Consider the following 21,813-nt stretch of genomic DNA (forward strand, 5'->3'; position numbering starts at 1 on the left):
GGTATTTTGCGTGGGTTTGTTTGATATGTTTAAAACGGATAAAGGGGAAGAAATGACCCCTCATTTTGGGTTTGCATGTTCCTTGCTCTACATGATGAAATCGGATGGAGAAATGGACCACGAGGAAATCGGTCAATTGCTCGCTGTATTGGGTGGCGAAGAAAGCAACGGCGTGATTGGCGTAGGTGCCAATAACAGACAGTTGCTCGAAAACGCAATGAAATATACACGCAAAAACCCCATTGAGAAATTCTTGAGCGAAGTAACGCCAATGCTCACAGACGCTCAAAAAATGTGCATCCTGGTCAACCTGATCGATTCTTCCCTGGCTGATGGCCAACCTGAGCGTGAAGAGCAAGAGCTGTTTGGCAAATTCTTGACTGCGTTTGGTATTTCGGAGGATCGTTTCCGTCCTTTCTTTGAAGTAATTGTGTTGAAAAATGACCGTGGTGTGTTCTTGAATCAAAACCATCCAAAGAACCAACCGGGTTACAGAGTTACCCTTCCGGTTTAATCCATGATACGAATTCAAAACCTTCTCATTTGAGAAGGTTTTTTTCGTTTTTAGAAAAAGACATCCCCCCAAAATAGCAATTCAGAAGAAATGCTATCGTTTTATTTGTGTTACGATCTAGTTAGGAAAAAATGAAAGGTGGGATCCAGATGCGGAATCAAATTTCTAAAACACGTCTGTGGATTGCACGGATTATGAGCGGACTTGTCATTCTTTTTATGCTTTTTGACGGTGTATTCAAACTCATCCAGCCTGCTCCTGTCATAGAGGGAACCCTCGTACTCGGCTATGCGGAGCATCACATTGGCGTGATTGGAATTCTCGCCCTTGTATCAACGGTGTTGTATGCTATACCCCGGACAGCAGTTTTGGGTGCGCTTCTGTTGACTGGATTTTTCGGTGGGGTCATTGCTACCCAGATCCGTGTCGATGCGCCGCTCTTTTCCCATACGCTGTTTGCTGTCTACCTCGCGATTTTGATGTGGGGCGGATTGTGTTTGCGGGATGAGAGGGTGCGAAAGCTGCTTTTCGCTGCCAAAGAAGAAAAATAATAAACACAGGTCTTCTTCGTGAGCTTCGCGTCGGCATCCTGCTTCAGTATCACGTATGACCAGATTCTTTCCAAGCAGCCATGTGATCAATTCGTCGAGATGAGGCTTACCCGAGACATTGAGACGATTTTTGCAGGACCAGGGATACGAACAATCATATAAACTGCCAATCGTTGACAGATGAAAAAGCATGTGGTAGGATGATCACAACTTATCAGGGACGGAGGGTTACGTGTGGCAAATTAATTTTTCGATACTTTATTCGCACAACACAATCGATGAAATAGTGAGAAAAGGCTATGTTGTGTGCATACGAATCGGAAAATGGATTGCCGCTATGGTAACCCAATTGAATCATGAGCAAATAGGAGTGAGGAAGGCAAGCAAGCGTGATGCCCCCTCTATTTGCATGATCTGTGAAGAGAATGGAACCAATCCTGTACGATCAGATGCTGGAATCTGATGTACATGGGTTTCGTTTCTTCTTCCTTTTTCGATGACGTAAGCACAGGCAGCCTAGCCTGTGTTTTTTTATTTCAGTTCGTTGAGGAGGAAAACATACAATGGCAGAACAGATCTTAAAAAGAAACGGTGTAGAAATATGTGCGGAAAGCTTTGGGAAGCCCACAGATCCGGCGGTTTTGCTGATTATGGGAGCACAAATGTCCATGCTTTGGTGGGAGGAAGAATTTTGTCAGCGACTAGCCGACGCGGGACGCTTTGTTATTCGTTTTGATAATCGGGATGTCGGACGCTCCACGACCTACGAGGTTGGCCATCCAGGTTATACGTTTGAAGATATGGCGGATGATGCTGTTCACGTCCTTGATGCATTCGGCGTACAGCAGGCGCACTTCGTTGGTATGTCGATGGGCGGAATGTTGACACAAATGATTGCATTGCGACATCCCGAAAAAGTTCGTACCATCACATTGCACGCAACGTCCAATTTTGCTCCTGGCCTACCACCAATCGATGAGAAGCTGACGGAGTTGTTCAGCAAGATGGGCGAGATTAACTGGGAGGATGAGCAGGAGGCGTTAGAGGCGGCGGTTGCGAGTTGGAAAGTTCTCAGTGGTTCCAAACATCCTTTTGACGAGCAGCGCGTTCGTGAATTGGCCCAAATCGATATGGCCAGAAGCAACCATTATGCGAGTAGAAACAACCACGCCTTCGTGACAGCCAGTGAACCGTACTTGTTGCGGACAGCGGAAATCGCTGTACCAGCACTTGTGATTCACGGTACAGAAGACATGCTCATCCCTTTCGCGCATGCATTACATCTTGCGAACACCATTCCGGGAGCAGTCTTGCTTACGTTGGAAGGGACAGGGCATGAGCTTCCGCGTGGGGATTGGGATGTCGTCATCGAAGCAATTTTGAAGCATACACAAGAAAAGGAAGCGTAATGACACTTGCTCCTCTTCGCAGAGCGCAAGGCTAAAAAACGAAGAGGATAACGAGAAAAAACGGAGCGGAAAACAGGAATTACTCCTGCTTTCTCTCCGTTTTTTGTAGCGGCATGGCATATTTCCTTGTGTGGAAGGAAACAGCACGATATTTATGGAATCGTTTTCGCTTATGCTCTCGGGCTAACGAGGATTTTTACCTGGTTTTTCTCTTTCAGCAGTGCTTCAAAACCATTCTCCATGATGTCGTCGAGCTTGATGCGCTGGGTGACCAGCTTGTCTGCCGGGAAGAAGCCCTTTTCCATCAGGCTGATGACGGCAGGGAATACGTCACGGTAGCCAATGATACCTGTCATGTTGCGTTCTTTCATGACGATGTGATTTGGCTTGATTGGCGCTTCTCTTTCGAAGATGCTGACGATCATGATTTGTCCAGCGATTTTGGTAGATTCGATGGCTTGCGTGAGGACAGGAGGCACGCCTGTGACTTCAAAGGCGATATCTGCGCCACCGTTTGTCCGGTTGTGAATTTCTTGGACTACATCGTATTCTTTTGGATCGATAACGATGGCGCCCAGCTCAGTTGCCTTGTTTTTACGTTCGGGGGACAGCTCCACTGCATAAATCTCAGCCGCTCCTGCTGCTTTTAATGCTTCGATGACAAGCAAGCCAATGGGACCAGCACCGAATACGACAGCTTTGTCACCAGCTTTCAACTGACTTGAACGGACTGCATAAAGGGCCACGGCAGATGGCTCGACAAGAGCTCCTTGCTCATAGGAGAGGCTGTCTGGGATTTTGTGGACCATGTGCTCATCGCAAGCCACGTATTCCGAAAAGCCGCCACCGCCGCCTGCGAGACCGAGGAAGCCCATTTTTTCACAAAGATTGTATTTGCCTTGTCTGCACGCAGCGCATGTTCCGCAAGCGAAAACCGGCTCGACAACGACGCGATCGCCAACCTTGATAGTGGTTACGCCTTCTCCGATTTCCACCACTTGTCCGGAAAATTCATGCCCCATTACGATCGGGGCTTTTTCGCCTGTTAGTGGATGTTCAGTACCTTGTGGGATGAAGATCGGGCCAGCCACGTATTCATGCAAGTCGCTTCCGCAAATGCCGCACCACTCGACTCTGATTTTCACTTTACCTTTGGTCGCAACCGGTTCCGAAATGGTTTCCAAACGGAGGTCTTTTAATCCGTGCCAACGTAACGCTTTCATATCTGCCATCTCCTCATTCGATTTGGATTCTATATATGAAATTCAGCAAGTAAAATAGGAAACGTTTCCGAAAATTAATATGTCATAAGTTTAGGATCTTGTCAATTTGATTTCCTAGGCAAGAGTTGGGGTGATGTGCAATTGTCAGAGGAGAGGATGTTAACTCTAGCTATGTTGAATGGATGTATAGGTGTTGTGCAACAGGTGCGAAGTCGTCCGCCATGTTTTGCTCGAGCCTCGTTACCATTGGTTTTGTGTATGCTATAATAGCGGTAAGAAAACACCATTTAGCTCGGAAAGATTGAAAACGATTCCGATATGGAAAGGAAAGCAACGCGTTGGATACAAAAAATAAAGTGACAATAGAAGATGTGGCGAAGAAGGCTGGCGTAGGAATCGCAACGGTATCGAGGGCCATCAATGACAGCGGGGGAATCAGTCCGAAGACGAAAGCGTTGATTCTGGACGTCATCGATGAGCTGGGCTTTATTCCAAACACTTCCGCGCAAAGTCTAAAGGTGCGCCAAACCTATCAAATCGCATTGGCTGTCCCTGATATTCGCAATGCGATCATTCCGGATATCGCCTGGTCGGTTGAGCAAGCAGCCAAGCAGCATGGCTATCGCGTCGTACAAATTAATACAGCGGGAAATGCCCGAATGGAGCTTGAGACTGTGCGTGAGGTCAAAAAGCTGCATGTAGACGGGCTGATTATCATGCCGCTCGCCTATCCGAAGACGTTGGTCCAGATGATTAACAAAGCGAGTGTTCCCGTTTCGATTATTAACTATGGAAAAAAGCTCGAAGACAATGTGAAAGCAGATATTGTCAGCATGGCCCGTCAAGAAGGGCGACTGGTCATGGAGCATCTGATCAAAATTGGTCGTACGCGAATCGCTTACGCAGGTGCGCCGAAGGACAAGATCGAGGAACGGTATTTTGCCTATGAGGCGTCGCTTCAGCACGTCGATCCCTCGCTGGTGTATTTCGGTGAGGACTTCTCGTTTGAGACGGGCCTTCGTGCTGCTGATTACTTTTTTAGCTTGAAAAACATGCCGGACGCTATCTATGCGGTCAATGACATGGTGGCAATCGGGATTGTGAATCGGTTCAAGGAGCTCGGCGTCCGTGTGCCAGAGGATGTCGCTGTCGTGGGCATTGACAACAATGTGTGGACGACGATTACGACACCGCAGATCAGCTCTGTTTCGATCATGGGGGAAGAGGTAGCACGGCTGGCGACAGAGCTTTTGCTGAAACGGATTCGTGAGCAGGGGGCAGGGGCGTTTGAGCGCGTACAGTTCGAGCCGCGGCTGATTGTAAGGGAGTCCAGTGTGGCGGTTATTCGTAAATCGCCATTGGATACGTAGGGCATTTTCAGATGAAAAGCCGAGTGAGCGACAGGTGATCGGTGATGATACCTGGCTTTTACTCGGCTTTAGCTTTAAGGCAATATGGCAAACGAGCGAACAGGAAACCCGGAGGCTTTTTCCGGCTTGGGTGTAATGTTTACTATGACAGCGCCTTTTGCCGGGAGCTTATCGAGATTTTTGAGCAGCTCCACTTGATAGGTGTCTTGATCGAGCACAAAATATTCGCCCAAGAGCGCTCCGTTTTTCCGGTAGTCGATTGTCGCATCCGTATCGAAGGTTTCGTGACCGACTGCTTTGATTTGTCTTTCCTCGAACAAAAATTTCAAAGCCTCCAATGACCAGCCGGGAGCGTGATTATTGCCATCTGCATCCTTGTTGTTGAAGGCATCGACGTCTGGCCAGCGCTTGCTCCAATCTGTGCGCAAGGCAACGAAGGAGCCGCCCTCGATTTGACCGTGCTCGGTTTCGAAATGCAAGATGTCTTCCACGGATAGCGAATAGTCGTTGTTGGCTTCGGCTTCTTTTGATTTGTCGATGACGACGAGCGGCAGTACGAGTTCTTTCAGCTCGATCTCGTCCAAGTAACGCTTGTTGCGCACAAAGTGAATCGGTGCATCCAAGTGCGTACCGTACTGTCCAGGAAAAGAGAACCGCTGGGCGAAGAAGCCGTCGTCATGTGTGAACAGCGTTTGGAATTCGGCGGCGTCAAAGGCGTGGAAGTGCGGGGATTCCGGACCGAATGTGTGCGTGAGATCTACCCATTCTTTTTGTTTTAACAGGGTAATTGCTTGAATCAAATCGTTTGCCATGTGCCCACCTCGTTATTGTTTTTGGAATTTTCGCGCTTGTAAAACTGAGTTTATCCAATACTTTATCGGTTCTAATTCCGAGTGTCAATATCGGAAATAATTTAACAAAAAATAGCAATCGAGAAGAAGCGTTCAAGCATGATTCTGCTATGCTTTAAAGGAGAAGAATGAGTATCATCCAAACAAAAAGCGAAGGAGAAATTCCCATGACAAAAGAGCTTTGGATCAATTTGCCCGTCAAGGACCTCGAAAAGTCCAAATCATTTTTTGCCGCACTCGGATTCTCTTTTCATCCTCGCCATGAGAATAGCAAAGAGATGGCGGGCTTGGTAATCGGCGAAAAAAACATGCTCATTATGCTGTTTCCAGAGGCTACCTTCCAAACCTTTACGCAAAATGAACTGGCAGATACAAAGCGCGGAACGGAAGTGTTGTTTTCGATCGATGCCGAGAGCAGGGAAAAGGTGGATGAATTGGTGGGTAAGGTGATAGACGCTGGGGGCACTGTTTTCAGTGAGCCTCGGGAGCATGGTGCGGGAATGTACGGGGCAGGCTTTGCTGATTTGGATGGTCATCGGTGGAATGTGCTGTATATGGATAGGAGACAAATATCGAGAGAATAGAGGAGCGTGCCCCTGAGAAATCAGGGGTTTTTGCATGAACAAGCAAAAAATTCATGTTCTATTAAGGTTGTATAGAAATACGATTAAGATTGATTGCTTACTCTTCTAGAGAAGGAAATAAGGGTAAAGGAGAGGAGCAATCTTATGAAAATGTTTTCGAAGTTACAGACATTAATGGCGACTGTACTTGTAACTACTATGAGCGTCAGCCTTGTAAGCGGAGTTGTTTCTCCAACCAAAGTGTTCGCATCTTCTGTATCTGGGCCGGATGATCCGAGAGAGGTAGAGCAATTTGCAGATGAATTTTTTAACCAGTCAGAAATTAAGAACAACTTGGCAGGAGCTTCGTTTGTAGTTGTAAAAGGAGACAAGGTCCTTTTGAAAAAAGGGTATGGATATGCGGATGTAGAGAAGAAGATTCCGGTCGATCCTGATCGGACTGTATTCCGTGTAGCGTCAGTATCCAAGGTTATTACAGCTACAGCCGTTATGCAATTGGCGGAGCAAGGAAAAATAGATTTGAACAAAGATGTATCCGCATATATGGGGGGTGCCCGGATTCCGAATAAGACAGGCACTCCTCTTACAATGAAACATCTGTTAACGAACGCCACTGGATTTGACTTTGGAGACACTTCTGACGGTTCAACAACCGACTTGAAACGGGAGGTTTCTTTAAAGAAATTCGTTATGGACAATCTCCCAAATGTCATTCGCAAGCCAGGAGAGTTTTACAGATATGACAACCTCGGCTTCACCATTCAAGGTTATGTTGTAGAACAAGTAGCAGGAAAACCATTTGGTGAATACGTGCAGGAACGCATCTTTAAGCCACTTGGCATGGAAAATAGTGATTTTCGACTTACACCCTCAATAGTCAAAGAGTTGGCTGTACCTTATAATATTATCGGACAGCCGATCCCGACTTATGCAACGGTACCAACTGAGCTTCCTGATGGTGGAATGCTCTCAACTGGTTCTGATATGGCTAAATTCATGATTGCTCATCTCAATAAAGGAAAGCTTGGGAATGCGACGATTATGGAAGAAGAAACGGCGGCAGAAATGCAGAGACCTCATCTTTCCGTGCATCCAAAGCTGAATAACATGGCGCTTGGTTTCGAATATGCCAACCAGCAAAATTACAATGGACATTATGTTATTGAAAAAGCAGGGGATTTACAAGGATACCATACCGGGATGTGGTTGATCCCGGAAGAAAAAGTGGGAGTATTTGTTACAGTCAATAAGGACTTCGAAATTCGTATGCCTTTGATTGAAGCGTTTATGGATCATTACTACCCGAAAAATGAGCACAAAAAGGGACCGTTTGCGTTAGCGAAACAAGAACTCACGAAGTTTGAAGGGACATACAGCGATTTGCGAAACCGGATGTGGACGACTCGTATACGTGCTGAAGGCGGCAAACTCATTGTAAAAGACCCGCTGGGAGAACATTTCCTATATGAGGTGGAGCCACTCTTATTCCAGGATGAACAAGGTAGTAAAGCTGCTTTTAAGCTGAACGATCACGGAGATGTGCAAGCTTTCTATTACGATTTAAAATCAGATAGTTGGGCAGAAAAATTGCCTGAGCCGCAACGTTATCAGGATGTGGAGAATGACCATCCATATGCGTCCTATATTTATCACCTGCGCCAGATCGGTGTCTTTGCTGATATGGAAGGAGACAATCGCTTTTCGCCCGAACAACAGATAACAAAAGGAGAGTTTGTTGGCTGGTTCATCAAGTGGAGTGGCATTGCCCCATCAAAGCATAAACCGATTTACACGGATCTTTCAGGTAACAAGTATGCGCGGGAAATTCAAGCAGCTTACGAGTTAGGTTTACTAAAAGCATCTGCTGATGGCAAATTTTATCCGAACGAGCCATTGACGCGTCAAGAAGCAGCAACCATCGTATGGCGCATGGCATTTGGCTATCTTCATGGAGAGCCGAAAAAAGCCAAGTTGAGTGGTAGGACAGATGCTTGGGCTTTAGAGGGAGTCCATTTCGTAGTGGCAAAAGGATTATACGGACCAGAAGTGGTGAAAGGCAGAGATGGCAGTTTCGATTATAAATCAGAGCAGCTGATGGTAAGGAAAGAAGCGGCTGCGTTACTATCTCGGTTCGCAGACCAATTATTTTAGGGTACAACAAGCCGTGACTTCTTGTTTGTGCTTCGTTGCGACATGAGGCGATGGAGGGAAATACAATCAAAACGATACTGATCATCGACGATGAAGCACAAATTCGTGAACTACTCAGTATTTATTTGAAAAATTACGGGTTTGCTACTTATGAAGCAGGTAATGGGGTTGATGCGCTGGCTGTATTCTCAAACGTGCAAATCGATCTGGTTATTGCTGATATTATGATGCCGATGATGGATGGATACGAGTTATTAAAAAAGATGCGACATATTTCCGAAGTTCCGTTTTTATTCCTGTCCGCGAAATCGGACGATATGGATAAAATTATTGGACTGCAGCTTGGCGCTGACGACTATGTGGGGAAGCCTTTTAACCCCATAGAAGTCGTCAGCAGAGTTCAAGCGTTATTCAGAAGAATGGATGTATTTTCTAAAGGTGAAAAGCAGAACGATGAAATCATACAAATTGGCGATGTCATGCTCGATTTGGTGAGCTGTAAGCTGTACAAAAATGGACAGCAGAAAGAAGTGACATCGTACGAGTTCAAGATTTTGTCTTTACTGATGAAGCATGCGGGGAGAGTTTTTACAAAAGCATCCATCTACGAGCATGTTTGGGGGCAGGAATACATAGGGGATGAAAACCTCATCATGGTCTATATCAGCAAACTCAGGGAGAAGATTGAGGATAACCCAAGAAAGCCAGTTTATCTTATTACGATCAGGGGGTTAGGCTACCGTTTTGAAAAAAAATGAGAGCATCCCCGACAAGCGGCCGTTAAAACAACTGTTTTTTCGGCACTATGTTGTGATAAGCGGTTTGTTCTTATGCACGATTATGATTGCTCTTTTGGGGACAGACCTGTTGATGGACAACTATTTTGATAAAACGCCCGATTTGACCCGAGTGGACGGCAGTAAAATATACCAGTACCCTTTTGAAAAGATTGATGGACGGTTGTTAGACGAGTACGGCGGCTGGTTCGAGATCGTGGATGAATCGGGGACAGTCATCTATGTAAAAGGCAACAAGGAAGACAATATCATGACATATAGCGATGGAATGCTGTACGCTAAAGTGGACATACTGCGAAATGATGATTCAATTTTCTACCATGCCTATCGAGCGCAAGGGCCAGAGGGTGAAAACTATGTTCTGTTGTGGAAAATTCCTGAGCGGTCGGAAATTATATCATTGGCGCTTGGAATCTTAATAGCGTTGTTTGTCGTTCTGTTGTTCATCTCCCTTTATTTCTATACCCGGTACTCCGTCTTGCAGATGAAGAAGCCTCTCCGGCAAATTGTAGAGGGTATTAAAGAAATGGAAGGCTTCAATTATCAGAAGAGGCTTACATTTTCGGCAGAAATGGAATTTGCAGAAATCCGGGAAGCGTTTAACGGAATGGCAGAACGACTACAGCAGACCTCGGCAGAGAAAGAAGCGGTAGCGGACAACAAAAGAAACATGCTGCTGCATTTGTCTCACGATCTGAAAACGCCGATTACCTCTGTATTCGGTTATTCTCAGTTGTTGCTGGATAGGCCGGAGCTAGAAGAAGAGCAAAGGCGTCAGTATGTTCAATATATTAACGACAAATCGTCTTATATGGCCCATTTGATTCAAAATTTGTTCGAGCTGGCAAAGCTGGAAGACCAGCACGTAAGACTTGATAAAGAAAAGGTGAATATCAGTAAGTGGTTTATGCAGCTTGTTGCGGAATTTTATCCGGAAATAGAAGATAGGGGATTTCAGCTGGATGTGAAAATTCCAGAGGAGCCGCTGTTTGTCATGTTCGACAAAATGCATATGAACCGCGTTATTACGAATTTGATCGGTAACTCACTAAAACATAATCCTCCGGGAACGCAGCTATTCGTTTCATGCGAGAAAATAGAAGCCGGCGTTGTTCTGTGGTTGGGTGATAACGGTACAGGTGTTCAAGAGGATGTTAGGGAACACATTTTTGAAGAGTTCATAAAAGGGAGTAATCCTGTGAAAGATAGCACCGGACTCGGTCTAGCCATTTGTAAAAAAATTATAACGTTACATCAGGGGACCATTCATTTGGAAAGAAATCAACGGTATACGACTCTATTTAAAATAACGTTGCCTCTTGAATGAGCGATACTGTCCGGGAATGTATAGGGTGGGCTTCGCTGAAATCTGCTTGTATATGGATATGAGCAAAATGCAGATGGAGTAAAAGGTGCATTTGCTAAAAGGAGCCTTCCAAATGTGAGGGCTCCTTTTCCAAAACGAGAGTTTGGGCGAGGGTTATTTACTCGTATACGTTGAGAGAGACCCATCCGCTAATAATACGTTGTAAGTACGGTGCAGCATGACTACTGCCTCCGCTCGTGTGAGTGGATCGTGTATTTCCAATTGGTTATCCCACGTACTCATGATGTCGTTGCCCACTAGCCATGCGAGTGCATAAGCTTTTAATGCGTCAATGTCACCATTGGCGAAAGTTATTTCTCCAGAGTCGAGGTGACTGTAGCTAATTGTGTATTCGGCGTTAGGAATAGCAGTGGAACCAGGATAAGGTGATCGATAGTTAGGTGAATCGACCGACTGTACGGTAATATCGTCAATTCTAGAGAGGACTTGCAAAACTTGATCGGCGGGCATTTGATACATCTCTTGGTAAAAAAACGTTTGGAAGAAGTACATAGCTTCCCACCGCGTTACCTTTTTTTCGGGATAGATGTAGACTTTGTCCCAGTCCCAATCTACAACACCAAATGAGTTTGCATCGTACATTTCCATTAATGGTTGATAGGCCCAATGTTTTTTGGGGACATCTTCAAACTTCTGTATTTTCTGCTCGGAGGATTCTTTGTTTAGATTCGGACGGAGTTTATTAAACAGCTTATGAAACATAACAGTGAGCTCGGCTCTGTCAATCGTCTCATTCGGTCTGAAGGCCCCATTGGAATAGCCGCTTAATACACCTTTTTTTACCATGAAATCAACGGATTCCCGAGCCCAATGTCCATTCGGGATATCGCTGAACTGACTGGCTTGAACAGGCATGGAAGTTGAGAAAAGAATCGAAACGATAAGAGCTAAGCATAAAGACATATTTTTCATCATGTTCCTCCTTTACCATCCCTTTCCTTTTCCCTTCTCTATTTCTGCTTAAACATTTTGGCTATACTCAGGCTGATGTCAGGAAGAGATGCAAATGGTATGCTGGAGGGGTAAGGCAGGATTGGAGAAGGGGATGGTGTTATGAAAAGGACACGCAAAATCACCTCCTAAAATCATGATGTTTTCGATTTTAGGAGGGATATCCAATGAAATTTCAGCGAATCGATCTAAATAATTGGAGCAGAAAGTCTTATTTCGAGCATTATCTGAACCGAGTGAATTGTACCTTCAGTATGACAGCCAACATTGATATATCGGGATTGCTCCCCGCTCTACGGCAAAAAGGGATGAAGCTGTACCCGGCTTTTCTGTATATGGCGACAAACGTTGTCAATGAGCATCGTGAATTTCGGACATCGTTTCAAGCGGATGGCGAGTTGGGCTACTGGGAGAGCATGATACCCAGCTATACTTTTTTTCACAAGGACGATCAAACTTTTTCTACGATGTGGACGGAATTTGCTGATGAGTTCCCTGTGTTTTATCAAAATTACGTAGCGGATATGAAACAGTATGGGGACAACAAAGGTTTTGTAGCGAAAGAACCGGAACCGCCTTATACCTTCCCTGTCTCGTGTATTCCCTGGGTTAGCTTCAGTGGGTTTAATCTGAATATTTCGGGAGATGGGCGATATTTGCTGCCGATCATTACGAGCGGAAAGTATTTCGAGCAAGGAGGCAAAACGTTATTGCCGGTTTCTTTGCAAGTCCATCATGCGGTTTGTGATGGCTATCACGCCAGCTTGTTCATCAACGATTTGCAAAAATGGGCAACAAATTATAAGGAATGGTTAGGTGTCGAGTAAATTGGCTCGTTTGGTATGCTTCTTCTTCCTAATCTCTCCCAATCATTTATAATAACGGTAGGAGAACTGGGAGGAGAAGGAATGAACAAAGAATTGGTAGGAAAAATCTTCGGCTGTATTGTTTTGGGTGCGATCATCACTGTGATCGGAGTCGTGGCGATGGTGATGACTGCCTTGAACGCACAGGGAAGAGTTTATTGCCTACTTGTCGCTGTCACGACGGTCGTTTTTATCATCTACATCATCGGCCAAATGTTCGCCCCGCAAAAGAGTCGGTTATGGAACCGGGCCCTCTTTGTCTATTTTCTCTTTTGTACGCTGCCAGTTGCAGGATATGAGATCAGCAGCTATTACCATAACAGCATTCCTGTGGTCAGTGAGGCAGAGGTCGATCTGGAACAGTATAAACCGTTCGCCACAGACTCCAAGGTCCATAAACTGGATCAACCAGCGACATTGTCATTACAGTCTGATTTGCCCAAAATAGATGGGGCGACGGCCTTGTATCCTCTTTACGCTTCCTTTGTGCAGGCTGTTTATCCCGAGAAAAATTATGATCTTTACGACAGTGAAGTCATGGTAAACAAGACGCCAAATGCGTACGAAAACTTACTGGATGGCAAAGTCGATATCATTTTTGCGGCAGCGCCTTCCGAGGAACAGCTTCTGTCAGCAAAAGAAAAAGGCGTAGAGCTTAAGCTGACCCCGATTGGAAAGGAAGCTTTTGTCTTTTTCGTCCATGCAGAGAATTCTGTTCACGGACTCACTACCCAGCAGATTCAGGACATTTATGCGGGAGACATCAATTCCTGGGATCAAGTCGGGGGCGGGTATGAGTATATTCGATCCTTTCAGCGTCCTGAAAATAGCGGAAGTCAGACGATGCTCAAGAAAATCATGGGAGGCAAAGAGCTCATGAAAGCACCACAAGAAGACGTGGTAACAGGAATGGGTGAAATCATCGAGCAAACAGCCAACTACAAAAATTATTCGAATGCCATCGGTTACTCGTTCTTGTTTTATGCCACGGAGATGGTGCGAAACGGAAACATTCGTCTGCTCGCGATTGATGGGGTAATGCCTAATAAGGAAACGATAAAAAGCAGAGCGTATCCGTTTGCGGCCGATTTTTACGCAGTGACAGCCGGGACGGACAATCCGAATGCAGAGAAACTGATCGAATGGATTTTGTCTCCACAAGGACAAGAATTAGTAGAAAAAACGGGCTATATTCCGGTGAAATAAAATTAGGCGAAGCAAAGGAGACCCTTGGGAGATTGACCCGAGGGTTTCTTCTTCGCTCTCCCTTTGTCTCGATTTGGGGTCGTGATTGTCGCGATGATCCGGGAGTCAGGCTTGCAGGCTGGCAGGCTGGCGGTTTTATTTCTAGTTGGATCATATTGACAGAAAAATCTAAGACTGTTATAAAAATAGTGAATAGCACTCGCGAGGTGAGAGTGCTAACATCGAAAAAGGAATACATAAGAAGTCCGGAAGGGTGGGTATTTCATGGAAAAAAAGCAGTTTCAAGCAGAATCTACACGTCTGTTGGAAATGATGATCCATTCTATTTACACACAAAAGGAAATCTTTTTGCGCGAGTTGATCTCCAATGCGAGTGACGCGATTGACAAAATTTACTACAAGTCGCTCACCGATGATCAATTGGTGTTCGATAAAGAGAACTATTACATCAAAGTAGCGGTTAACAAAGATACCAGAACATTGACGCTGACAGATACCGGGATCGGCATGACACAGGATGAGTTGGAAAATAATCTGGGTGTCATTGCGAAGAGTGGGTCTTTGGCGTTCAAAAAAGAAAACGACGCGAAGGATGGCTACAACATCATCGGTCAATTCGGCGTTGGTTTCTACTCGGCTTTCATGGTTGCCGACAAGGTTACGGTTATCAGTAAAGCACTGGGCAGCGACACTGGGTACAAATGGGAGTCCAGCGGTGCGGATGGCTACACGATTGAGCCTTATCAAAAAGATTCCGTCGGAACCGAAATCATTCTCGAAATCAAGGAGAATACGGAAGAAGAGAATTACGACGAGTTTTTGGAAGAGTACCGATTAAAAGCGATTATCAAAAAGTACTCCGATTTCATTCGGTACCCGATCAAAATGGACGTTACGCAGCATAAGCCAAAAGAGGGCAGCGAAAACGAGTACGAACAGGTGAAGGAAGAACAAATCGTGAACAGCATGGTTCCGATTTGGCGTAAAAATAAAAGCGAGCTGACCACTGAGGATTACGAGCAGTTTTATGCGAGCAAGCATTACGGCTTCGACAAGCCGCTGACGCACATCCATATCAATGCTGATGGAGCCGTTGTTTATCAGGCGATTTTGTACATCCCGGAGAGCATGCCGTTTGATTACTACTCGAAGGAGTACGAAAAAGGTCTGGAGCTGTATGCGAACGGCGTACTCATCATGAACAAATGTGCAGACCTGCTTCCCGACTACTTCAGCTTTGTCAAAGGGATGGTTGACTCCGAGAGCCTGTCGCTCAACATTTCCCGTGAGATGCTCCAGCATGACCGTCAATTGAAGCTGATTGCAAAAAACATCACGAGCAAAATCAAAAGCCAGCTGCAAAGCATGCTGAAAACAGAGCGGGAGAAATACGAGCTGTTCTACAAGTCGTTTGGCAGACAGCTGAAATACGGCATGTACAGCGATTACGGAAGGCATAAAGAAACGCTGCAAGACCTGTTGATGTTCTACTCTTCCAAAGAGAAAAAGCTGGTGACGCTAGAAGAGTACGTAGAGAGAATGCCAGAAGACCAAAAGTACATCTACTACGCATCTGGCGAGTCGATCGAGCGAATCGAGAAGCTGCCGCAAACAGAGCTCGTATCCGAGAAAGGCTACGAAATCCTGTACTTCACAGATGACGTCGATGAGTTCGCGATCAAAATGATGATGAACTACAAGGAAAAGGAATTCAAATCCGTATCGAGCGGGGATTTGGGAATCGAACCGGGTGAAGAAGAAAAAGCAGCCGAAGCAGAAAACGAGAACAACAAAGAGCTGTTCGACTATATGGCATCGCTGCTCGAAGGAAAAGTCAAAGCTGTCAAAGCTTCCAAGCGCTTGAAGTCACACCCTGTCTGCTTGTCGACAGAGGGTGAAGTGACGATTGAAATGGAAAAAATCTTGAATGCGATGCCAAACAATCCGAGTGTGAAGGCAGACAAGGTCCTGGAGATTAATGTGAACCATGCGGTGTTCCAGTCATTGAAGGGTGCATTTGACACAGACAAGGAAAAGGTCAATTTGTATACGGCGCTTCTGTACAATCAGGCTCTCTTAATCGAAGGCTTGCCGATTCAAGACCCGGTAGAGTTTACCAACGACATTTGCAAAGTGATGGTGTAATCACAAAAAAGGGGATGAGACTTGCTCATCCTCTTTTTGATGTGGAAAATGTCTCGGAATGATAAAAAACTAGTTGCTTGCCCTCGGTACATACGTGAAGATTGGATCTCTTAGCTCGAACTCATATGTTGCTCCATTCACGATTCCAACGACCTTCTCACTGTCATATAAATCGAGCAAGAAACCGGCCATTTGTTTAGCTGTATGGAACTTAGGAACTGCACCAGCATATTCAAAATGATCCATATCAAAGGAACGCTTCGCAAATTCGGTCTCTGTTGCAGCAGGTGCCAAGACTTTTGCTCGCATTTCTGCTCCGTTCTCCCTCAATTCTTGTGCTAGACCTTCCGTAAAGGCACTTACATAGAACTTCGTTGCACAATAGGTCACGGCGTTAGCAATGATTCTGTAACCTCCGCCTGAAGAAATATTGATGATTTGTGTTCCTTTCACATGTGCATAGTCATGAGCATAACGAGAAGAAAGAATCGTTAGTGCTTCAATATTCAAGTGAAGCATGGACTCAATTTTATTCAAGTTTTGTTTTCCAACAGAAGCAAAGTTTCCAAACCCCGCATTATTAATCCAGGTCTCAATCTCATAATCCTTTAGACTGTCGTAAAAGTCATGAACATTTGCACGTACACTTAAGTCAACTGTTCGAATGACTACATCCAATTTTGCGTTGATTTCAGCCACTTTTGATTGTAACTTTTCTAATTCATTCGTTCGACGTGCTGCTAAAATTAAGTTTTTTCCACGAGCAGCAAATGCCAGAGCGGTTTCAAAACCAATTCCTGAACTTGCCCCCGTAATGACCGTATAATTCATGTATACCCCTCCTGAATTTATTCAATAGCTTCCATTGAGATTGAATGTTTCATTGAGTATACAGATTAGAGTAAACTCTAAGTCAAGGGTATAAAATCCATTCGGAGGTTTCTCATGCACACGATTGGTGAAGTGGCACATCTATTAGGGATCAGCACACATACGCTGCGATATTATGAAAAGGAAAAAATAATTATTCCGGATCGCGATGAAAGTGGTGACAGGCGATATAACGATTCGCATATTCAATGGCTGCGATTTGTTATCAAGTTAAAAGAAACGCAAATGCCTATCTCGAAAATCAAGAAGTACGCTTCACTATTTTTAGAAGGAGAACATACTGCTTCAGCTCGATTGAGTCTTTTAGAAGATCATAAACACTATATTGAGCAACAAATAAAAATTTTAATCGATGTGGACGGTATGCTAGAACGTAAAATTGTTGCTTACAAAGATTTCATCCGTAACAGAGATTGATTTTCCATTCATAAGGGCCAGGGGGGTGATTGTGATTTAAGGGATTCAAATTTGCATTTCATCCAAAATCTATCTATATAAAGTTAAGAGGTTGTATCATGTTTATGATAGAACTTTAAAATAAAGGTAATGGAACGAGGGTACATCATTTATGTATAGAGTGGCTATTTGCGATGATGAGGAGAAACACAGAGAGTTTGTTAAAAGTATTCTACTTACATTGTCGATAAAGACAAATATTGAATTTGTAATCGAATCATTCGACGCGGGAGAGCAGTTGGTATCTTATTATGAGCGCCAAGAAATTCCGTTCCATATTTTAATTTTGGACATTGAAATGGGTGGAATGAACGGAATTCAAACAGCCCGAACCATAAGAGGGTTAAAGAACCTGGATGAACAAATTATTTTTCTGACAAGTTACCCCCAGTATATGGTGGAAAGTTTTGACGTCATGACATTCCAGTACTTGATAAAACCCATTGCACCTTCGATCTTGGAGGAGAAAATCATCAAGCTACACCAATACTTTCAAGCACTTGATAAAAAGTATATGGTCATCAAGTCAGGCTATGAAGAAGTCGTATTAAAACATGATGAACTTATTTGTATTGAAGCTGCCAAAAGCTTAACCATAAAAAGCAAGCTGCATTTTACGACCACAAATCAAACCTATGAAAGCAAAGGCATCATTTCTGATTATGCTCTGGCCTTAAAGGACTGTAACTTCATACAAATCCATCGTTCCATTATTATTAATCTGCTTCATGTGAAGAAATTTGCAAGTGGAGTGGTTCTCATGTCCAATGGGAGGGAATTGCCTATAGGCCGTTCTAAAATGAAAGAGGTTAAAGACACTTACACCAAATTTATGATTATGAAGGTCGATTGATATGATTCAAAATAATTTTCCGATTGTCTTTTGCATGATACTTCTGATGGGTGTGCAAGTTAATTTTTTCTTCAATTCGGTATTTGATAAATCAGCTAAAAAACAAAACCGATTTATATACTTCATTATCTTTGGATTGCTCGATTACCTATATTTAGTTATACCAGCCTCTCTTATTTTATCTTCGATGCTATCTTTTCTTGTGATATTTAGTTTTGCGCAATCTTATACAGTAGAATTTAAAACGAAGTTTACTTTTTCTATACTTTACAGTGTTTTAGCATCTCTCTCTTATTTTATATCGCTATATTTATTTTATTCCCTAGATTCCGTTGACTTTAGCTTTCACTCTATAAATGAACAAGATCAAATAGCCAATACGAAAGCTATTTTACTCAGTTCCATGATCATGTTTGCGATCATTCAGATCATACGACTACTTGCAAAACGTAGAAGTTTCTCTTTGGATAATCGTTACTACGCATTATTCTTGGTTATTCCTGTCGTAAGTATATACCAGCTGAGTATTCTAACTTATATGGACGTTTATTCTTTCATTTCCGTCATTGGAATGCTTCTCTTAAACGTTATTATTTTCTATATTTTTGATAATATCGTTGATAAATTTCAATTTATGCATGAGAATTCGCAATTGCAAAATCAAATGGACTATCAAGATGCGAATTACGAAAAAACAGTTCACAGCTTCAAATCGATTAAACGAATCATTCATGATACGAACCAACAGCTTTTGTATATCGAAGAATGTATTAAGCGAAATGAGTTAGAAGCGGCAATGGAACATATCAAGACTACTTTAAATAAAGTCGAAGGAGCCTATCATCGCGTTAATACGGGGAATCTGGTTATAGATGCCCTTGTCACAAATACGCTTAATATTGGACAAGCCAATGGTATAAGAATAGAGACGAAGATTAACCTATATTCACAGGAAGTTAATATTGACCGTTATGACTTATGTGTAGCTCTAGGAAATATGCTAGATAACGCAGTGGAAGCTTCTAAACGAGTGAAAATCGCAGAAGATAGGTACATTCTAATCAAAATATATTCTACCGAGTCTACCCTTCTCATTCACATCTTGAATCATATGGAGAATGAAGTTGCCTATTTGCACAGCCAAAAATCAAACGCGGAATTTCATGGTATCGGATTAACAAACATAGCTAGAATTTGTGACAAGTACGGTGGTCATATGACCATTGAAACGAAACATAAAGAATTTAATAATATGGTCGTACTTCCATATTAAAGCAACAATCCTTAGACAACATGTTGTTTAGGGATTGTTTTTTTCGTTTCAGGGTCATTTTTATTCTAGCAGACTTTTTCCTTGTATGATCATTTCAGCGAAGTACAATACAGCAAGAATTACGAGGAGGAATTAACAATGAAGAAGGTGGTTGCTGTATTCATGACCGCTATTCTTATTGCAATACTGGTCACCCCTGCTTTTGCTCTAACGAATCCTGATACTGTAGAAGAAAAGGCACGGGAGCAGGCTTCGAAGATCGTATCCGAATATGGTGCTAGTGGATTGCAGTATGCAATTAGGGATCATGGATCCATTGTCTTATCAGGCAGTGCTGGTGTATACGATAAAGAGACCAAGAGTCCGATCACCGAAGACACGATGTTTGGAATCGGCTCGGTAAGTAAAATGTACGTGACTGCTGCAACGATGATGCTGGCTGATTCTAAAAGAATTGATATTGATAAGCCGCTAACCACGTATATCAAGGACTTTAAAATGGCAGATAAGCGATATAAACAGATTACGCCACGTATGTTGATGAATCATTCTTCTGGAATTTACGGTAGTCAATATGGGAATAGTTTTTTATTTGATGATAATGATACGAAAAATCATGATGAATTATTGGTAAGATTACAATCCGAAAGCTTAAAGTCAACTCCCGGCGAGTTTTCAGTATATTGCAATGATGGTTTTCAGCTGCTTGAAATATTGATTGAGCGAGTGAGCGGTTTACGTTATAGCGAATTTCTTGAAACCTATATTTCTGATCCTCTTCAATTGACCTCTACCAAAACACCACTTGATTCTTTTGATAGAGACAGGCTCATAAAAACTTATTATCCTGGGTTGGATCAAGCTTTACCCGTTGAGAATGCCAATCTCATAGGGACAGGAGGCCTTTACTCCACGGCTGAAGAAGTAACTGAATTCGCTGAAGTATTAATCGGGAATCGAACGGATATTTTATCTGAGAAGTCAGCAAAGGCTATGCAAAGTCATGAGTATAGAAAAGGCGTGTGGGTTCCTGAAGAGACAAACTCGATTAACTATGGTCTTGGTTGGGATGCTGTCCGTTTAACACCGTTTAGTGATTACGGAATAACAGCATTATTTAAAGGTGGAGATACGATTATGTATCACGCTGCTTTGGTGACCTTACCCGAACATGATATTACGATTGCTGTGCTTTCATCGGGAGGCAGTGGTATCTATAATAGTTTAGCTGCATCAAATATTTTATTGGAATATCTAAGAGCCAAAGGCACCATTAAAGAAATTCTACCTGAAAAAACATTTGAACCTCCAGTGAAAGTGGACATGCCATCCGATATGCTTGCATACTCTGGGTTATACGGTAGTGTAGGTAAAACGGTAAAACTGGAGATAAAGAACGGGGAGATTCATTTACCTGATCTAGCATTTGGAGGGGTACCGCCGCAAAAATATGTATATACCGGCAATGGACAGTTCAAAAACAACGATGGGAATGCAACGATAAGCTTTGACCGAGCGAAGAATGGAAAAACCTATTTAAAACTTAACGCTTATATAAATAATCCAGGATTAGGTCAAGCGTTTTCGGTAACCTATGAATTTCAAAAGTTAGCTTCCAATCCACTAAAACAGTCAATGAAAACGGTATGGGAACATAGGGATGGAAAAAAATACTACGCTGTAGATGAAAAGATCACTTCAGTGATGTATCTAAACAATGCGCTTGTGACCAAAACTATATCGGTTGATATCAGCCATGGATACGCTTCAGGCACTAAAATCGTTGACAAGAATAATGCAGTAAATGTAATTCAGATTCCTGTTGCAAACGGAAGAGACGCTTTTGATTTGAATTTCTATCATAAGAATCAAAAAGAGTATGTAAAGATCAATGGATTATCCTATATCAGTGAAGATGCTATTCCAACCTTTAATGATGGGAAAGATTCATTATGCATCATACCATCGGATGGTCAGGCTAGATGGTATAAAATCGATGCAAAATCAGCCAACCGAGTTATGAACGTTGAGACTCCGGAAAGCGGAGGATTCGCCGTTTATGACAAGAATGGAATGACTGTGAACTTTTCAAAGGCAAGTAACAAGCATTCGGTAGTACTGCCTGAGGGTGGGATGATCGTTTTTGGTGGGAATGCGGGTGATGTATTTAAAATTAATTTTGAAGAATAGATAGATGTAAGCATAAAAGTCCGCATTACTGGTAATATCCCCTTTGAGTAGACAGTGTTAAAAGCCCGCCAAACTAACAGTGGGTGGTACACTCTCCTTGGAGGGGATTTTACTATGGCTAAAAAAAGGTCAAACATTCAAAACC

The 21,813-nt window shown here is 43.3% G+C and carries 20 protein-coding genes; 16 read left to right on the forward strand and 4 right to left on the reverse strand.

Translation table 11 applies throughout. From position 1 onward, the window contains the following. Positions 1 to 10: 10 nt before the first annotated feature. The 4 genes from HP567_RS10180 (at position 11) to HP567_RS10195 (ending at position 2,474) form a co-directional block, all read left to right on the forward strand. On the forward strand, positions 11 to 514 hold the full coding sequence (locus tag HP567_RS10180; protein ID WP_173608813.1) for a TerB family tellurite resistance protein: 504 nt from the start codon (positions 11 to 13) through the stop codon (positions 512 to 514). Positions 515 to 663: 149 nt separating this feature from the next. After that, complete coding sequence (locus tag HP567_RS10185; protein WP_173608812.1) at positions 664 to 1,065, forward strand: DoxX family protein; 402 nt, start codon at positions 664 to 666, stop codon at positions 1,063 to 1,065. A 232-nt stretch (positions 1,066 to 1,297) separates the two neighbouring features. Further along, the gene (locus tag HP567_RS10190; RefSeq protein ID WP_221867593.1) at positions 1,298 to 1,528 is read left to right on the forward strand and encodes a hypothetical protein; all 231 of its coding nucleotides are present in this window, start codon (positions 1,298 to 1,300) and stop codon (positions 1,526 to 1,528) included. A gap of 100 nt (positions 1,529 to 1,628) precedes the next feature. Next, positions 1,629 to 2,474, forward strand: coding sequence for an alpha/beta fold hydrolase (locus HP567_RS10195; protein WP_173608811.1), 846 nt, complete (start codon positions 1,629 to 1,631; stop codon positions 2,472 to 2,474). Positions 2,475 to 2,644: 170 nt separating this feature from the next. Here HP567_RS10195 and HP567_RS10200 read toward each other — a convergent pair whose 3' ends face one another. Then, complete coding sequence (locus HP567_RS10200; RefSeq protein ID WP_173608810.1) at positions 2,645 to 3,697, reverse strand: 2,3-butanediol dehydrogenase; 1,053 nt, start codon at positions 3,695 to 3,697, stop codon at positions 2,645 to 2,647. Positions 3,698 to 4,035: 338 nt separating this feature from the next. On the opposite strand from HP567_RS10200, the gene HP567_RS10205 reads away from it, so the two are divergent. Beyond that, positions 4,036 to 5,067, forward strand: coding sequence for a LacI family DNA-binding transcriptional regulator (locus HP567_RS10205; RefSeq protein WP_173608809.1), 1,032 nt, complete (start codon positions 4,036 to 4,038; stop codon positions 5,065 to 5,067). 74 nt (positions 5,068 to 5,141) lie between these two features. Here HP567_RS10205 and HP567_RS10210 read toward each other — a convergent pair whose 3' ends face one another. After that, positions 5,142 to 5,879 (reverse strand): cyclase family protein, encoded by a 738-nt coding sequence (locus tag HP567_RS10210; protein WP_173608808.1) that lies wholly within the window; start codon positions 5,877 to 5,879, stop codon positions 5,142 to 5,144. A gap of 206 nt (positions 5,880 to 6,085) precedes the next feature. On the opposite strand from HP567_RS10210, the gene HP567_RS10215 reads away from it, so the two are divergent. The 4 genes from HP567_RS10215 to HP567_RS10230 all read left to right on the forward strand — a co-directional run bounded on the left by HP567_RS10215 (position 6,086) and on the right by HP567_RS10230 (position 10,777). Continuing rightward, a complete protein-coding gene (locus tag HP567_RS10215; RefSeq protein WP_173608807.1) occupies positions 6,086 to 6,502 on the forward strand; it encodes a VOC family protein in 417 nt (138 codons plus the stop codon). A gap of 144 nt (positions 6,503 to 6,646) precedes the next feature. Beyond that, on the forward strand, positions 6,647 to 8,653 hold the full coding sequence (locus HP567_RS10220; RefSeq protein WP_173608806.1) for a serine hydrolase: 2,007 nt from the start codon (positions 6,647 to 6,649) through the stop codon (positions 8,651 to 8,653). 50 nt (positions 8,654 to 8,703) lie between these two features. Then, positions 8,704 to 9,411, forward strand: a complete 708-nt coding sequence (locus tag HP567_RS10225; protein ID WP_173608805.1) for a response regulator transcription factor — start codon at positions 8,704 to 8,706, stop codon at positions 9,409 to 9,411. Then, complete coding sequence (locus HP567_RS10230) at positions 9,398 to 10,777, forward strand: HAMP domain-containing sensor histidine kinase (RefSeq protein ID WP_173608804.1); 1,380 nt, start codon at positions 9,398 to 9,400, stop codon at positions 10,775 to 10,777. The genes HP567_RS10225 and HP567_RS10230 overlap by 14 nt, the downstream gene beginning before the upstream one ends. Before the next feature lie 153 nt (positions 10,778 to 10,930). On the opposite strand, the gene HP567_RS10235 is transcribed toward HP567_RS10230, so the two are convergent. Continuing rightward, on the reverse strand, positions 10,931 to 11,752 hold the full coding sequence (locus HP567_RS10235; RefSeq protein WP_229087982.1) for an S-layer homology domain-containing protein: 822 nt from the start codon (positions 11,750 to 11,752) through the stop codon (positions 10,931 to 10,933). Between the two features lie 203 nt (positions 11,753 to 11,955). On the opposite strand from HP567_RS10235, the gene catA reads away from it, so the two are divergent. From catA to htpG, 3 genes are all read left to right on the forward strand, one after another. Beyond that, positions 11,956 to 12,615, forward strand: a complete 660-nt coding sequence (gene catA / locus HP567_RS10240) for a type A chloramphenicol O-acetyltransferase (protein ID WP_173608803.1) — start codon at positions 11,956 to 11,958, stop codon at positions 12,613 to 12,615. 81 nt (positions 12,616 to 12,696) lie between these two features. Next, entirely contained in the window at positions 12,697 to 13,860 is a 1,164-nt protein-coding gene (locus HP567_RS10245) for a PstS family phosphate ABC transporter substrate-binding protein (RefSeq protein ID WP_173608802.1), read from the forward strand. Between the two features lie 264 nt (positions 13,861 to 14,124). Then, positions 14,125 to 16,005: a molecular chaperone HtpG gene (gene htpG, locus HP567_RS10250; RefSeq protein ID WP_173608801.1), complete on the forward strand. Its 1,881-nt coding sequence runs from the start codon at positions 14,125 to 14,127 to the stop codon at positions 16,003 to 16,005. 69 nt (positions 16,006 to 16,074) lie between these two features. On the opposite strand, the gene HP567_RS10255 is transcribed toward htpG, so the two are convergent. Then, positions 16,075 to 16,836 carry an SDR family NAD(P)-dependent oxidoreductase gene (locus HP567_RS10255; protein WP_173608800.1) on the reverse strand — a complete coding sequence of 254 codons (762 nt, stop codon included), beginning with the start codon at positions 16,834 to 16,836 and terminating at the stop codon, positions 16,075 to 16,077. A 114-nt stretch (positions 16,837 to 16,950) separates the two neighbouring features. Here HP567_RS10255 and HP567_RS10260 point away from each other — a divergent pair, with 114 nt between their 5' ends. The 4 genes from HP567_RS10260 (at position 16,951) to HP567_RS10275 (ending at position 21,668) form a co-directional block, all read left to right on the forward strand. Continuing rightward, positions 16,951 to 17,313 carry a MerR family transcriptional regulator gene (locus tag HP567_RS10260; RefSeq protein ID WP_173608799.1) on the forward strand — a complete coding sequence of 121 codons (363 nt, stop codon included), beginning with the start codon at positions 16,951 to 16,953 and terminating at the stop codon, positions 17,311 to 17,313. A gap of 151 nt (positions 17,314 to 17,464) precedes the next feature. Beyond that, positions 17,465 to 18,205, forward strand: a complete 741-nt coding sequence (locus HP567_RS10265) for a LytR/AlgR family response regulator transcription factor (protein WP_173608798.1) — start codon at positions 17,465 to 17,467, stop codon at positions 18,203 to 18,205. Between the two features lies 1 nt (position 18,206). Continuing rightward, on the forward strand, positions 18,207 to 19,478 hold the full coding sequence (locus HP567_RS10270; protein ID WP_173608797.1) for a sensor histidine kinase: 1,272 nt from the start codon (positions 18,207 to 18,209) through the stop codon (positions 19,476 to 19,478). 138 nt (positions 19,479 to 19,616) lie between these two features. Further along, positions 19,617 to 21,668 (forward strand): serine hydrolase domain-containing protein, encoded by a 2,052-nt coding sequence (locus HP567_RS10275; RefSeq protein ID WP_173608796.1) that lies wholly within the window; start codon positions 19,617 to 19,619, stop codon positions 21,666 to 21,668. Positions 21,669 to 21,813 lie beyond the last annotated feature (145 nt).

Source organism: Brevibacillus sp. M2.1A (assembly GCF_013284355.2).
Taxonomy (GTDB): domain Bacteria; phylum Bacillota; class Bacilli; order Brevibacillales; family Brevibacillaceae; genus Brevibacillus.

Bases quoted from the DNA above. Each gene is read 5' to 3' on its own strand.
- HP567_RS10185 (WP_173608812.1), top strand. From the start codon at position 664: ATGCGGAATCAAATTTCTAAAACACGTCTGTGGATTGCACGGATTATG.
- HP567_RS10195 (WP_173608811.1), top strand. From the start codon at position 1,629: ATGGCAGAACAGATCTTAAAAAGAAACGGTGTAGAAATATGTGCGGAA.
- HP567_RS10200 (WP_173608810.1), bottom strand. From the start codon at position 3,697: ATGAAAGCGTTACGTTGGCACGGATTAAAAGACCTCCGTTTGGAAACC.
- HP567_RS10210 (WP_173608808.1), bottom strand. From the start codon at position 5,879: ATGGCAAACGATTTGATTCAAGCAATTACCCTGTTAAAACAAAAAGAA.
- HP567_RS10215 (WP_173608807.1), top strand. From the start codon at position 6,086: ATGACAAAAGAGCTTTGGATCAATTTGCCCGTCAAGGACCTCGAAAAG.
- HP567_RS10220 (WP_173608806.1), top strand. From the start codon at position 6,647: ATGAAAATGTTTTCGAAGTTACAGACATTAATGGCGACTGTACTTGTA.
- HP567_RS10225 (WP_173608805.1), top strand. From the start codon at position 8,704: ATGGAGGGAAATACAATCAAAACGATACTGATCATCGACGATGAAGCA.
- HP567_RS10235 (WP_229087982.1), bottom strand. From the start codon at position 11,752: ATGATGAAAAATATGTCTTTATGCTTAGCTCTTATCGTTTCGATTCTT.
- catA (WP_173608803.1), top strand. From the start codon at position 11,956: ATGAAATTTCAGCGAATCGATCTAAATAATTGGAGCAGAAAGTCTTAT.
- HP567_RS10245 (WP_173608802.1), top strand. From the start codon at position 12,697: ATGAACAAAGAATTGGTAGGAAAAATCTTCGGCTGTATTGTTTTGGGT.
- htpG (WP_173608801.1), top strand. From the start codon at position 14,125: ATGGAAAAAAAGCAGTTTCAAGCAGAATCTACACGTCTGTTGGAAATG.
- HP567_RS10255 (WP_173608800.1), bottom strand. From the start codon at position 16,836: ATGAATTATACGGTCATTACGGGGGCAAGTTCAGGAATTGGTTTTGAA.
- HP567_RS10260 (WP_173608799.1), top strand. From the start codon at position 16,951: ATGCACACGATTGGTGAAGTGGCACATCTATTAGGGATCAGCACACAT.
- HP567_RS10265 (WP_173608798.1), top strand. From the start codon at position 17,465: ATGTATAGAGTGGCTATTTGCGATGATGAGGAGAAACACAGAGAGTTT.
- HP567_RS10270 (WP_173608797.1), top strand. From the start codon at position 18,207: ATGATTCAAAATAATTTTCCGATTGTCTTTTGCATGATACTTCTGATG.
- HP567_RS10275 (WP_173608796.1), top strand. From the start codon at position 19,617: ATGAAGAAGGTGGTTGCTGTATTCATGACCGCTATTCTTATTGCAATA.